The 13,924-nt window shown below is 70.3% G+C and carries 10 protein-coding genes; 4 read left to right on the forward strand and 6 right to left on the reverse strand.

Annotated elements, in window-relative coordinates:
• Positions 1–24: 24 nt before the first annotated feature.
• Positions 25–351: a putative quinol monooxygenase gene (locus ACZ7GX_RS17915; RefSeq protein ID WP_498777957.1), complete on the reverse strand. Its 327-nt coding sequence runs from the start codon at positions 349–351 to the stop codon at positions 25–27.
• A gap of 140 nt (positions 352–491) precedes the next feature.
• Here ACZ7GX_RS17915 and ACZ7GX_RS17920 point away from each other — a divergent pair, with 140 nt between their 5' ends.
• From ACZ7GX_RS17920 to ACZ7GX_RS17930, 3 genes are all read left to right on the forward strand, one after another.
• Complete coding sequence (locus tag ACZ7GX_RS17920; RefSeq protein ID WP_498777959.1) at positions 492–1,397, forward strand: AraC family transcriptional regulator; 906 nt, start codon at positions 492–494, stop codon at positions 1,395–1,397.
• 153 nt (positions 1,398–1,550) lie between these two features.
• Positions 1,551–2,300 carry an SDR family oxidoreductase gene (locus ACZ7GX_RS17925; protein WP_498777961.1) on the forward strand — a complete coding sequence of 250 codons (750 nt, stop codon included), beginning with the start codon at positions 1,551–1,553 and terminating at the stop codon, positions 2,298–2,300.
• Positions 2,301–2,448: 148 nt separating this feature from the next.
• The gene (locus ACZ7GX_RS17930; RefSeq protein WP_498777963.1) at positions 2,449–2,913 is read left to right on the forward strand and encodes an NUDIX hydrolase; all 465 of its coding nucleotides are present in this window, start codon (positions 2,449–2,451) and stop codon (positions 2,911–2,913) included.
• Positions 2,914–3,434: 521 nt separating this feature from the next.
• Here the strand turns inward: ACZ7GX_RS17930 and ACZ7GX_RS17935 are convergent.
• Both ACZ7GX_RS17935 and ACZ7GX_RS17940 read right to left on the reverse strand, forming a co-directional pair.
• The gene (locus tag ACZ7GX_RS17935) at positions 3,435–3,974 is read right to left on the reverse strand and encodes a tetratricopeptide repeat protein (protein ID WP_498777965.1); all 540 of its coding nucleotides are present in this window, start codon (positions 3,972–3,974) and stop codon (positions 3,435–3,437) included.
• 144 nt (positions 3,975–4,118) lie between these two features.
• Entirely contained in the window at positions 4,119–4,559 is a 441-nt protein-coding gene (locus tag ACZ7GX_RS17940) for a hypothetical protein (RefSeq protein WP_498777967.1), read from the reverse strand.
• Between the two features lie 772 nt (positions 4,560–5,331).
• Here ACZ7GX_RS17940 and ACZ7GX_RS17945 point away from each other — a divergent pair.
• Entirely contained in the window at positions 5,332–7,098 is a 1,767-nt protein-coding gene (locus ACZ7GX_RS17945; RefSeq protein WP_498777969.1) for an aKG-HExxH-type peptide beta-hydroxylase, read from the forward strand.
• 6 nt (positions 7,099–7,104) lie between these two features.
• Here ACZ7GX_RS17945 and fxsT read toward each other — a convergent pair whose 3' ends face one another.
• Genes fxsT through ACZ7GX_RS17960 form a run of 3 tightly spaced genes read right to left on the reverse strand, consistent with a single transcriptional unit; the run spans position 7,105 to position 13,891 of the window.
• Positions 7,105–11,394: an FxSxx-COOH system tetratricopeptide repeat protein gene (fxsT, locus tag ACZ7GX_RS17950; RefSeq protein WP_498777971.1), complete on the reverse strand. Its 4,290-nt coding sequence runs from the start codon at positions 11,392–11,394 to the stop codon at positions 7,105–7,107.
• On the reverse strand, positions 11,394–12,443 hold the full coding sequence (locus ACZ7GX_RS17955; RefSeq protein WP_498777973.1) for an AAA family ATPase: 1,050 nt from the start codon (positions 12,441–12,443) through the stop codon (positions 11,394–11,396). Before ACZ7GX_RS17955 ends, fxsT begins: the two co-directional genes overlap by 1 nt.
• Positions 12,440–13,891, reverse strand: a complete 1,452-nt coding sequence (locus ACZ7GX_RS17960) for a VMAP-C domain-containing protein (protein WP_498777975.1) — start codon at positions 13,889–13,891, stop codon at positions 12,440–12,442. Before ACZ7GX_RS17960 ends, ACZ7GX_RS17955 begins: the two co-directional genes overlap by 4 nt.
• Positions 13,892–13,924 lie beyond the last annotated feature (33 nt).

Consider the following 13,924-nt stretch of genomic DNA (forward strand, 5'->3'; position numbering starts at 1 on the left):
GGGTCGGGCGGGAAGCGGGCCGCGTCACCGGGACGGGAAGGCGGCCTTGCCGCGGACCGGGACCTGGTCGCCGTACACGGGCTCCCCGACCAGCAGCTCGCCGATCCGGGCCACGATGGCCCGGGCGGCCTCGCCGGCGAAGGCCCGGTGGTGGTCCTCCTCGCTGGTCCAGCCCTCGATGACGTGCACGACGTCGGGATCGGACGCGGAGCGCGAGACCAGGTAGACGACGCAGTGCTCGCTCGCGCCGGGGCTCCCCTCGTCCAGGCCGGTCAGCAGGAGGTCGACCAGCCGGTCGCCCAGGCCGGGAGCGGCGGTCAGGGTGGCGCTGAAGCCGTAGGTGGCGATCATGTGTTTTCCTCTCAGCGAGGGACTGTGCTGCCACCATTCAACCCGCCTGAGCAGGGAAAACGTAGAACTATCCTCTCTACGACTTGCACGATCCTCTCAACTTCGAGAGCTTCGGACTCGAAGGGTGCTGCAATGGGCGCATGTGCCTCGAAGAGCTCCGCGCGCTGCTGACCCGACACGCCGGACCCGACTGGACCACCGCCATCGACGGCGTCCTCATCTCGAAGGTCGACCGGCCCGACCCACCCGCGCCCTCCATGTCGGGCACGGTCCTCGCGGTCATCGCCCAAGGCGCGAAACGCCTCGCCCTGGGCGACCGGATCTACGAGTACGGCCCCGGGCAGTACCTGGTGGCCTCCGTCGACCTGCCCGTCACCGGGCAGTTCACCCGCGCGGACCCCGAGCAGCCGGCGCTCGGCTTCGGCCTCGTGCTGGAACCCTCCGCCATCGCCGAACTGCTGCTGCAGGCCGGTCCCGGCGACCTCCCTCGGGCCGGTGAGGGCATCCCGTCGGGGATCGCCGTCAGCGACGCCTCCGCCGAGCTGATCGAAGCGGTGGTCCGGTTGCTGCGCCTGCTCGACGAGCCCCGCGACCGGGCCGTGCTGGCGCCGCTGGTCAAACGCGAGATCCTCTGGCGCGTGATCACCGGCGAGCAGGGGGCGACGGTTCGCCAGCTCGGGCTGGCCGACAGCGGCCTCAGCCACGTCTCACGGGCCGTGCGCTGGATCCGCGAGCACTACGCGCAGCCCTTCCGGGTCGACGACGTGGCGCGCATGTCCGGCATGAGCACCTCCGCGTTCTACCGCAACTTCCAGGCGGTGACCGCGATGAGCCCCATCCAGTTCCAGAAGCAGATCCGGTTGCAGGAGGCCCGGCTGCTGCTCGCCACCCACCCGGGCGATGTCACGGCGGTCGGCCGGCGGGTCGGCTACGACAACCCGTCGCAGTTCAGCCGGGAGTACCGCCGCCTGTTCGGCGAGCCCCCGAGCCGGGACGCGGCCCGCCTGCGGGAGGTCCGGCGCGCCCCGGCGGGGGTGCTGACGTGATCGGGGGCGGAAGCGGGAAGAGGATCGTGCCAGACGAAGGCAGGATCGTTCTATCGTTTCAGCAGGTCAGGGCGATTGAATGGGATCACCGCCGCTCCTTCGGCGAAGAAGGAGCCGGACTTGTCGAGTCCCACCAGACTGCGCGGAGCACCCATGAAAACGGTCCTGATCACTGGCACCTCCTCCGGTTACGGACGGGAGACCGCCCTGCACTTCCACTCCCGGGGGTGGAACGTCATCGCGACGATGCGCACCCCGCGTGCGGACGTCCTCCCCCAGTCGGACCGGCTCCGCGTCGTCGGGCTCGACGTGACCGAGCCCCGGAGCATCGCCGCCGCGATCGAGGAGGCGGGTCCCGTCGACGTGCTGGTGAACAACGCGGGCGTCCCGTCGATCAGCGTGTTCGAGGGCACCCCCATGGCCCGCGTGCGGGAGGTGTTCGAGACCAACACGTTCGGCGTGATGGCGATGACCCAGGCGGTGCTGCCCCAGTTCCGGGAGCGCGGCTCCGGTGTCGTGGTCAACGTGACGTCCAGCGTGGTGCTGGGCCACATGCCGCTTTCCGCCGTCTACAAGGCGAGCAAGATGGCCGTCGAGGGGTTCACCGCGTCGCTCGCGCTCGAACTCGCGCCCTTCGGCGTGCGGGCGAAGGCGGTCCAGCCGGGCGCCTGCCTGACGACGAACTTCGCGGCCAGGGCGACGAACGGCACCTCGGTGGACGACCTGGTCCCGGCGCCCTACGCACCGTGGGCGAGGAAGGCCATGGCCGCCTTCACGAGCCAGGACATGTTCACCCAGGAAAGCGACGTCGCCGAGGCGGTGTGGCTGGCTGCTCACGACACGACCGGTCAACTGCGGTTCCCGGCCGGTCCCGACGCCGTCTGGCTCGCCCAGGCGAAGTGATCGTCCAGCGAGCCGGGTGAACCGACCTGGTGACGGCTGGACCGCTGGTCCGGCAATTGGGCGGACGCCGGGTGTGCACCGCGCCGGCCCGCTGAGCGGATGTCGTGCCCGGCCCCTGAGGGCAGGACCATGCCCGTAGCCTACGGGCATGGGGAGATCACGGCAGTTGCCGTTGACCAGGGACGAGTTCGACAGCATCTACGCGAAGGTCACCCGGCTTACCGTCGAGGTGGTCATCAGGACCGAGGACGGTGTCCTGCTGACCCGGCGCGGGATCGAGCCGTGCCTGGGGCAGTGGCACCTGCCCGGCGGCACGGTGCTGTTCGGTGAGAGCCTCGTCGACGCGGTGCGACGGGTGGCGCGCGACGAGTTGGACGTCGAAGTCGCGGTCGGAGAGCAACTCGGCGTCATCGAGTACCCGAACCTGCTCGCCTCCGGCTACCGGGGTTGGCCGCTGGGCCTGGCCTTCGACACCCGCATCGTCTCGGGAGTGCCCACGCGCACCGAGCAGAGCGAGCACATCGCCTACTTCCGGACCCTGCCCCACGACGTCATGCACGACCAGGCCGTGTTCATCACCGGCCGCGGGCTGGCCGCCCCCGCCGGGACCTGACCACCGCCCGCTCGGCGTGTTGCCCGTCTTCGTGTTGTCGACGGCGGGCGGCGATGCCGATGGGCGTGTAGGCGCTGCCGGCAACCGGCCGACCTCGGACACGGGGTGGCCCACCGCCCCCGCGATCCGGTCTTCGCCATCGTCAACGGGTCACCGCAGGCGATGGCGGGACCAACTCGCCCGGGCGGTCACGGTCGTGGTGGCGGTGTGCGCGTCGTCCGCCGCGTGATGACCCGGGTGGGGCGTGGGGAGGATCGCGGCCAGGTCCCTTGATCCCCGGCTTGCGGTGACTCGCCGTCGGCGATGTCGTCGTCCTTGGCGGAGGTCGGCAACGACTGTCCAACTCGGACTGTCGGCGCGACCGGGCCGACGTCGCCGGCTCCGTCAACCGGAGTTTCGTGATGGCGTCGCCCCGGTGGGGCTGCGGCCGGGTGGTCCTTGTGCCGAGGCGAGATTTCGCGCCCCGGTCCAGAGTCGGACCAAGGCCGGGCGGACAGCTCGTCTCGACCGGGGTCGACGGACTACCCGAAGACCTCGTCGAGCAGGAGAGTGAACTCCCCTGCCGTCGGCACGCGGTCGGCCTCGAGCAAGACGATCACCCGGCCGAGAGCGGCGGGGACGGGCGCACCCGACGGTGTTATGAGCTTGCGGCACGATTGGGCGGCGTGATGGCGGTTGCCGACGGTGAAGTGAGCCCCTGCCGCCTCGCGCAGCAGCAGCGCGGCGCGGTCGACCTCGCCCCGAGGCCAGTGCGAGCTCGGCCCGGCAGTCCGCGACGTGGGCCCGTAGGAGTTGCCGGACCGCACGTACAGCGCGTGCGCCGGCCCGTGGTAGCGGTCGGCCTCTTCAAGGCTGCCCAACGCCAGGCTCGCCCGACCCAGCAGGTTGTACGTGCTCGCCGTGCCCGCGTCGTCGTCCCGCTCCACGTACAGGCTAAGGGCGTGCAGAGCGGTGCCGAGGGCCTTCTCGAACGCGCCGGACCGCTGTTCCACGCCGCCGAGGCCGTCGACCGCGTTCGCCCGACCCGCCGGGTCGTCGATCCGGTCGAGGATGGCGAGCACGGCTCGGACTGCGCCGTCGACCGTTCGTAGTCGCCGTTCTCGCAGTACGCGCGCGCCAGGGACTGGCGGAGCCGCACCTCCTCGCAGTACGCGCGCGCCAGGGACTGGCGGAGCCGCACCTCGACGTGCCCGTCGCCTCGCGGCTTACCGCGTCGACCGCCTCCACGTGGGTGCTGAGCCAGTCCTGCCGGCGGGCGCCCGGGTAGGCGAAGTCGGACATGGCCCACGCCAGTTGCCACGTGTACGGGCGCAGATCCCGTCGGTCGCCGTCGTGATCGCCGCCGGCACGTTGTCGTACTCCTCCGCGAACCACCACAATGCCGCTGCGCTGTCGCGGACGTTGTCCAGAATGAGCAGCAGGTCCCGCCCGTCCACCACGCTGCGCAGGTAGGCGCCGCGACCGTCCGCGTCGGGTGGGATCGGCCGCGTCGGCACGTGCAGCGCGTCCAGCACCATCCGGACGGCCGCGTCGGGCGCCACGGCGGGTCCGCGCGGGTCGAAACCGTGCAGGTCCACGTAGACCTGCCCGTCGGGCAACAGGTCCCGCGCCGACCCGCCCCACAGGTGGTCGTTTCCGATGTCCACGTCGATCCGGTCGTAGAAGTCCGGGCCGGTCGCGCAGGAAGCGTGAGAACAGCGCTTTCCGTTCCGGATCGAAGTGCGATTCGCACTGGAACGACTTGTCGACGAATCGAACCGAACGACCCGACCGAGGCCGTGACGTCGTCAACTGTTGCGGCACGGCGATGAGGATTCGTTGGATCAGCGTTGCATCGCCTGCTCACGGGAGGGCGACGCGGTGGGGACAGTCGCGTGTCGTGGCGGCGGTATCGGGTGAGGTTGGGGTTCGGCTTGGCGACCGCCTGTTACCGGCAGGGCCTGCCCGGCAGCGGTCGGTGGAGGACCTGGGCACCGATCCCGGCCTTGCCCTGCGAGTCGCACCAGCGCATCCGCACCGCCGACGCTCGTGGCCGAACAGCCGGGCGAGGCTGTTCGCCCTTTCGGGTGCAGAGATTCGAGTGCGGACAACCGCAGGTGCAGGTCCTCGGGGCTGAGGACGGCGCACCGCCTGAGCAGTGCCGGGCCGTGGGTTGGCCCTCGCGGCGCGACGGCGGCGAACACCAGCAGTAACGATACCAGCCAAGTGGCGATAACTGCCGTGTCACCGCAGGTGGCTGTCACGAAGTTGTGTAGTGTACCCTATTCTACGCCTCCAGGCGTAGAATGGATTGGAGGCTTCAGTTGTCGCCAAGCACGCCACTCGCCACAAGGTCAAGTGCCATCGATCTCAGTGTGGTGAATTTGCGCGTCTTGCTCTCCAGCAAGTCGTCGCGCGTGGACGCGGCCGTCGCGTCGATTGTGGCGAGGGTCCACAATACGACCCTGTCCGCAGATACGCAGGGACAACGTGACTAGCGTTCACAACTCTGTCGACCTCGTTCCGCAGGGAGACGGCTGCTTGCTGTCCGAGGCGTTCTTCGCGGAAGTGTGCGAAGGCCCGGTGCGCGGCGAGGTGATGCACGTCCTTCGCCGCATCGAGAACACCCAGCGCAAGCTGCTCATTCTCGGATTCGAACGGGAAACGCGCGAGCGGGCCGACGTCGAAGTGCTCGTCCCGGACCTGGGGGAAGCCTGGGACCTTCTTCTCCTCGCCGAGGACGCGGCACCGGGTGTGGTCGATGAGGTCATCATGTTCCCGACCGTCGGCCTGTGGTTCAGACGTGCCCTTGAGACCGTCGTCGACGGACACGTCGACACACCCGCGAAGCGGGCGGAGATCGGGGTCGTGCACGCGGTCGCAGCCGCTGCCGCCCTGCGAGCCGGGTTGTCGTTCGACATCAGGGTGCCGGTCACCCAGGGCGTCGTCAGCCTGCCCACAGTGGGGCAGTACGAGATCGCCGTCGACCCTTCGGTCGACTTCGTGCCGCTGCACCACTCGGAAGCGGGCACGAAGGTGGAGCACGTCAAGTTCCGACCGGTCCGCAGACACCGTTCGACGGCGTCGGGAGTGGTGCTGGAGGTGGTCTTCGAAGACACCGACCCGCACCGGGCGTTCGCGGACAACCCCGCCGCGCCGGATCCGCTCAGCGACACCGAGTTCGAGCGCTGGTGCGCTCAGCTCGACGCCGCCTGGGAGACCCTGGTCGGATGGGATCGGCGTTACGCTGAAGAGTTGTCCGTCGGGCTCCTGAGCCTGGCACCGCTCACCCGCGAGGGCAAGCTGGTCGGCGCCTCCTCGGCGTCGGCGTTCGGCGCGATAGCGCTGTGCGAGAAGCCATCGGCCGACGAACTCGCCGACGCGCTCGTGCACGAACTCCAGCACTCCAAGCTGAACGCGGTCCTGGAGTGCGCGAGTCTGCATCGGACGGACGAAGTGGACTACTTCTACGCGCCTTGGCGTGACGACCCCAGGCCCTTGAACGGTGTCCTGCACGGGATCTACGCGTTCACCAGCGTGGTCGAGTTCTGGCGCGCACGACGCGGCCTGGTCTCGGAGGGCCGGGCCGCGAAAGCCGACTACGCCTTCGTCCTGAGAGCTCTGCAAGTGCGCATGGCCATCGACGACATCGCCTCCACGGCACAGCTCAACCACTGGGGACGGATCTTCCTGGACAAGCTGTCGAGCCGCCTGGCCGTCTGCGAGGACGACCTGACGGAGGCCGATCGCACCGGCCCCGTCGCGAAGCTCGTCGCCGATCACCGCGCCCTGTGGCGCGTCAGGCACGTCGTGCCGGACGGACCGGGCATCGCCCGACTCGCCGACGCCTACCTCGCCGGCGAGGCGAAACTCACGGGGTCCACCCTGGACCACCGGATCGCGGAGGAACCCGTGCCCGGTGCGTCGGATCGCGCGCCGCTGTTCAAAGCCCAAGCCCTCGGCCTGGCGACCACCCACGCGGACCCAGCCGATCTCGCGTGCGCGGCCGGCGACGTCGAGGCGGCCACCGCCGCCTATCGACGACGCCTGGAAGCCGACCCCGATGACGAACAGGCGTGGGCCGGTCTCACGCTCACCCTGAACACCGCTCGGCCAGAGGTCGCCCGCGCGCTGCACCGGGAACTCCGGACGCGTGCCGTCGATCGCCCGGACCCGGTGCGGCTGGCCGGGTGGTCGGCGGGCTGAGCGGCGTCACAGCTGCATCGTGTCGATGTCGCAGTTCGCTCGGATGAGCTTGGTGGCCAGGACGGTCGTGGGGTGCTTCTCGCCCAGCACGAGGCGGAGCTTTTCGACCGTCCTGGCCTGCAGCGCCGCGGACTCCTCGAGCCCTCCCAGGTTCCGCAGGTCGATCGCGAGGTTCAGCGCCGCGGCCAACGTCGACGGGTGGTCGCCGCCCAGCACCGCGGTCGACCGGGCCACGACGTCCTCGTCCATCTCCTTCGCCCGCGTGTGCTCACCGAGCGCCGCCAGGTCGCTGGCCAGGTTGGTGGCGCTGACGAGCGCGAACGGGTGATTGCTGTCGAAGATCCGGTGCAGCGTGCCGGTCACCGACTCGTTGAGGTCACGCGCCCGCTCCAGCCGGCCCGCCAGCCGGTAGTTCACCGCGAGGTTCGTCGCCGCGATGAGCGTGTGCGGGTGCTCCGCGCCCTGGATCTCCACGAAAAGCTGGTGGCTGCGCTCGGCCATCTCCATGGCACCGGTGATGTCGTCGAGGTGCCGCAGGTCGACCGACAGGGTCATCAGCGACGTGATCGAGTCGAGGTGCCGTTCGCCGAACCTCCTCCGGTACCGGTTGTAGCACTCCTGGGCGAGCACCCTCCCGCCCATGTGATCCCCCGTCCGGCACCGGGTGACCGCGAGGTTGCGAGCCGTGCCGATGGTGTGCGGGTGATCCTCACCCAACAGCTCCCGCTGTCGCGCGAGCGTGACTTCCTGCATCGCCCGTGCCGCCTCGTAATTGCCGAGTTCACGCAGATCCGTGGCGAGCGCGCCTTGCGAGCGGTGCGTCCACAAGTGGTCCGAGCCCAAGACCGCCAGACGTCGATCGAGCGTGTCGACATCAAGCCGGTGCGCCCGGTCGAAGGACCCCACGAGCCGGTAGCAGCCCGCGAGGTTGTGGGCGTAGCGCAACGTGTTCGGATCATCGTCACCGAGCACCCGGCACGCCCGCTCGTAGGCGTCCTCCTGCACCGCCAGTTCGTCGTTGAACCGGCCCTGCGAGCGCAGGTCGGCCGCGACGGTGTCCATCATGCTGATCACCTGCTCGTGGTCATCGCCGACCGCCGCGCGCAGCATCTCGTAGGTCCGGTTGTTCATCAGGGTCGCTTCCTGCGCCTTGCCCGCACGCCGCAACCCCGCCGCGTGCAGCCGGCGCATCTCCAGCGTTTCCAGGCTGTTCTCGCCCAGCATTCCCCGCCACACCTCGACGCCGTGCTCGGACAGGTCGATCGCACCGTCGTAGTCGCCGCTGGCCAGCAGGTACTTGACGAAGTTCGTCATCATCGCGCGCGCCCAGGTGAACTGGCAGTCCATCGCCTCCGACGCCATCACGTGCGGCAGCAGCTCGGCGTACCGCTGCCAGTTCGCCGCGTCCTCCGCCACCTGGGGGTCGCCGCTGACCAGCAGCACGTGCACCGCGTGCCGCATGTTCTCCCGGTCCTGCTCCGGCAGCCGATTCTTGACCGCCGCCTGCACCAGCCGGTGGAGCTGGATGGTGTTGCTGCGGTGGTCGATCTTGGCGAGGCTGTACTTCTTGATCTCCCGGATGGCGCGGTCGAGCTTGATCGGAACGGCCAGCGCTTCCGCCAGCTCCGGCGGCACCGGCACGTCGCGCACGCCGCGGAACAGGGGCAGCGAGATCGGCTCCGCGCCGAAGAACGCGCAGATCTGGAGCAACTGCAGCGCCGCCGGGTGGTCACGGCCCAGCACGCCCAGCGGCACGTTCCACGCCGCCGCGACGGGGAGCTGGTCGTCGTTGGACGAGCCGGCCTCGACCAGCTCCGACCGGTTGAGCCGCAACAGCTCCAGGTACTCCGGCACGGGCATCCCGGTCTGCGCGCGCCACGCCGCGGCCTGCTCGATGGCCAGCGGCAGGTCTCCCAACGCCTCTGCCAGCTCGTTCGCCTCGGCTTCATCCAGCTCGCCGCCACGCCGGTGCAGCAGCTCGATGCTCTCCGCGCGGGTGAACAGGTCAACCTCGACGGAGTGCGCGTAGCCGCTCCAGTCGGAGTTGCGCGAGGTCACCACGATCTGGCCGGAGCCGGTCGGCAGGAAGCGGCGCAGCTCCTCGGGTCGCTCGGCGTTGTCGAAGACGATGATCCACCGCGAGTACGGCCGGCCGCCGGCCAACGCCTCCAGCACCGCTGGCACCGCCGCGTCCGCCGACCCCGCCGGCAGGTCCAGTCGATCCGCCAGCTCCACGAAGCTCGTCTTGATCTGCGCCGGGTGCTCGGCGGGCACCCACCACACGAGGTCGTACTCCGACTCGTGCCGGTGGAGGTACTCCACGACCGTCTGGGACTTCCCGACACCGCCCATGCCGTGCAGCGCCTCCGGCAGGACAGCGGTTGCGCCGCCCTCGGCCAGTCTTCGGCGCAACTGCTCCAACAGCGCTTCCCGGCCGACGAAGTCCTTGTTGCGCAGGGGTACTCTGCCCCACACCTGCGGTCGATGGTCCGGTCCACGCTGTTGCTCACGCCTGCTCATGTCGCCTCCTGCGGTGGACACCCCCGCTGTGCCCCTTTGGCCCCCGTGCCCGGCATCGAGCTCCGAGCGCAGCGCGGCGAGGCGCTTCGCCCTGGGCATGTACGGACCGGACAAAGCGCGGAACACCGCTTCCTGCACGCGAATGTGGCGCAGGTTCTCGGGTGAGATGTCGGGAAGTGCGGTTTCGGGCTGGTCGAGCGCGGTGGCCAGATTGCGCAGCACGGTCGCGCCCGGCACGGCGTGCTCGGCCACCAGCCGCGCGACGCGCACCGTGTCTGCCCGATGGGCGCCCGAGAGCAGTTCCTCGCGCACACCCACGTGGAAGTCGTAGAAGACGTCCGGCGGACCCTCGCCACGGTCGCGCACCAGCAGTCCGCCGAGCAGTACCTCCGCGAGCACGGTCAAGCCCGCCTTCGGCAGCAGCACGCGCTGCACGAGCTTCATCGTCGGCAGGTCCAGTGGCGCGGCGGCGAGCAGCCCCGCCAGTTGGAACGCGGCGGAGGAGGCGACGGTCCGGAACTCCAGGACCCTCTCCCGTGCGCTGAGCGACTTGTCGGGCCCCGAACGCGGGCGGTACGCGGGCGGCGCGCCGTGCAGCGGGTGGACGAGCGCCGCGGTGGTCTCCACCCACTCCGAGCCCGCCGTGCTCAGCAGCCGGGCCCACCCGGTGAACCAGGAACCGGACAGCTCCAGCACGGGGATGGCGGTGGCACCGCGCTCGGCGCTGTCGGGGAACGCGAAGTCCGGCTCCGCCGGCGAGATGCGCAGTTGACCGTTCGGCGCGCCGGAGTAGCGCGCGGACAGCCGGACACGCCTGGCCGCGAGGCCGGTCCAGTGCCACAGGCGCTGTTCGAGCATCTGCACCACGGCCACCGGCATCTTCTGCGACCACTGGTACAGGACGTGCTCGGCGGCGCCGGTGTACCAGGCCGTGCCGACGGCGTCGGTCAGCACGAGGACGAGCCGCCTGCCGGTCGGGTCGGCGAGCCTGAGCCAGCTCATCGGCCTGGCCTCGGCGGTCTCGGCGCGCAGCACCAGGTCCGAGGGTGACCGCACGGAGAAGTCCGAGTGGTAGAGCCGCACGTCGCGGAACGCGCCCTGGTGCATGAGCAGGTCCCGGAACTCCTGCGCGGTTTGCTGCCAGATCGACATGGACGCGGACCGGTCGACGACCAGGGCCACCTCCAGCGGCTGCCACTGCGTCGGACGGGTCTCGGGCATCCACAGCCTGTCCTGCGCCGCGCGGGCGGCGGTGGCCTCCTCGTCCAGTTCCTCGTCGCGCGGAGACCGCGAGCCGCGCATCAGGGGTCGCAGCGCGCGTGCGATGCGCCTGCGGTCGGGCAGGGCGGGAATCGTCGGCCACGCCGAGGACGCCGCCAGGGTCGGGCCGGCGGCGTCGGACGCCCGGCCGTTGATCGCGCCGGTCGAGTTGATCGTCCACTCCTGGAACCCGTCGGCTGCGGGCCCGCCGTTGCCTTCCCCGGACTCGTCGTCGGTCGTCGTGCCCTCAGGTGCGCCGCCGCCGCGCCCTGAGGACGTGTCCGGTCCGCCTTCGGCGGTTGTCGGCGGCGGCGGGCGACCCAGCGCGTGGTCCGGCGGGGGCAGCGACTCCTCACCCCTGAGCACCAGCGCGAGCCACATGGCGTCGCGCAGCTCGCGCAGCAGCAGGCCGCTCGTCGGAAGGTGGCGGGTCGAGTCCGTTCGCGCGTGCGGCGACTGGGCGACCGCGGCGCGGACCCCCGCCCAGCCCTCCACGTCGTGCTGCGGCCCGACCATCACGACTCGGTGGACAGCGGGTGCCAGATCGACTTCAGCAACTCGTCCCACTCCTGGTCCTGTCGGTACTCCCCGGAGGTGGCGAGCTGCACGGCGAGGTGCACGGCGTTGAGCAGCTGGTCGGACGCCAAGCCGCCCACCTGCCTGCTGTGCTCCAAGAAGTGGTCGATGAGCCCTTTGAGCTCGACGCCCTCGGGTGACCCGAAGTGGGCGGCCACCATCTGCCCGAGCTGGTCGTAGTTGGGCGGGTCGACGTGGAGCTTCAGGCAGCGGCGCATGAACGCGGGCGGGAACTCGCGCTCGCCGTTGCTCGTGATGATCACGACGGGGAACTCGCGGCACCTCACGATGCCGCCGACGACGTTCGCCGTGCCGCCGTGGTCGTTGGTCCGCACCTGCACCTCGGGCCGCCCGCCACTGATCCGCACCAGCTCCGGGATCTCGTACTCGCCCTCCTCGAAGACGTTGAGCAGGTCGTTGGGCAGGTCGATGTCGCCCTTGTCCAGCTCGTCGATGAGCAGCACGCGAGGCAGGTCGTAGGGCAGCAGGGCGGTGCCCAAGGCACCGAGGTGGATGTAGTCGCCGATGTCGGCGTCGCCCGCCCGGTCCCGGTCGCCCGCCCCCGTGGCCTGGACGCGGCCGATGGCGTCGTAGGTGTAAAGACCGTCGCCCAGACGGGTGCGGCTGGTGACCGGCCACCGCAGCACCGGCCCGAGTCCGAGTTCCCTGGCCACCAGGTACGACAGGGTCGACTTGCCGGTGCCTGGGTTGCCGGTGACCAGCAGCGGACGCCGCAGGCTGATCGCGGCGTTGACCATGTCAACCTCGCGCGGGTACGGGATGCGGCGCACGGTGCGCGCGTTGCCGACGTGGCGGTCGGCCTCGCCGCCGTCGTCTTCCGGGCGGAAGGTCGTGCCCTGCCCGGAGAACCGCCGCCACGGCGGGGCCGGCGGCCAGTCCCGCACGGGTCGCGACGCTTTCTCGGCCGTGCCGTGGTAGACGTGCCAGCGTGGTGTCGTCGGCTGGAGGGTGGCCGTGTCCGCATTCATGCAGCCGAGACTCCTTCCGGTGCCGTCGGGTCGATCGGCACCACGATCCGGTCCGGGTCGTCGTAGAGCACGGTCAGGGCATGGCCGCAGTGCGTGCCGCCCGGTCCTTCCGCGAAGGCCTCGGTGCGCGCCACGCGGATGCGTTCGAGCAGGCCGAGGTGGTCGCCGTCGTGGAGCAGCCTGCGCGCGGTGTCCATGAACACCGAGTCGCAACTCTCACGGTGCCACAGGATGACCGGCACCCCGGCGCGCAGCCCGACCGCGACCTCGTCGCGGCCGGAGAACTCGGCCCGCGGGGGTGAGCTGAGCACGAGCGACACCGCCGACGGCTTCCGGGAGAACGCGGCGATCAGCTCGCGCAGCGCCTCGGGGCTGTCGTCCCGACCCCAGCAGCCGGATTCCTCGGCGATCACACCCGCCTGGTCGAGCTGCGCAGCCAACTCGGCCCAGCGCGTCTTCCACTCGCGGTGCCACTGGCGCTTGCCCATCCGCTCCAGGCTGCGCACCACCACGGGGTAGCGACAGCCGAGCAACTGCGGGATCTTCGTGTCGGTCTCCCACTTCCACTGGTCCACGTCGAGGTTGAGCATCTCCGCCGACAGCACGAACTCGACGTGGTAGACCGGGTCGAAGTCGACCCAGTGGCCCTCGATGTACTCGATGAGCATCGCGACCGTGTGCTTGATCGACTCCAGGTCGCCGACGTGCTCGAACGCGCGCATCGGGTACCAGCCGTCCTGCATGCCGAGCTGCCGCCAGTGGACCAGCTCGAAACGGTCACCGGAAGCACCGACCCGTTGCAGCGAGAACACCAGGAAGCCGTAGTCCTTGAGCGGTTTCGTGAGCGGCGCGCGGGCGTTGCGGATGTCGCGCCGGACGGCGGCCAGTTCGTCGGCCAACCCCATCAGCTCGGCTTGCAGGCCCGCCCAGCGGTGCAGTTCCAGGGCGATCTCGGGGCGTGCCTTCGCGGCCAGGTGCTCGATGAACACCAGTGCCTTGGGCAGGCCGTCCGGGCGCGCGTTGAGGGTTTCCAGCAGGCTGAACGCGTCGAGGTAGCTCGAGTTCTTGGGCAGGTGCGGCGCGGTCGGACCCGCGACCGCGCGGTACGCCTCGTCGACGTCCTCGACGTTCACCTCGCGCAGCAGCGTCAGCGCGGTGTGGCGGACGTCGGAGGACCACAGCGGCAGAACGGTCATGTCGAAGACCGCGTCGCGCACCTTGGCCATGTGCAGCGAACCCTTGTCGAGCCTGCCGACCACCCGGACGAGCGCGGACAGCCCCAGCGGGCGCTGGTAGCAGGCGGCGACGATGTCGTAGAGGTGGATGAGCGTGTAGCCGTGCTCCTCCACCGGGAGGACTTCCCCGAGTTCCTCGCAGAGCATTCTGACGACCAGGTTGCGTCCGTGCAGGTCGCCGAGCACCTGGATGAGGCTGAGGGATTCAACCAACTGCCATAAGACTCCCCGTTCGGGCTCCCTCGG

The organism is Actinosynnema sp. NPDC037264 (assembly GCF_055603705.1).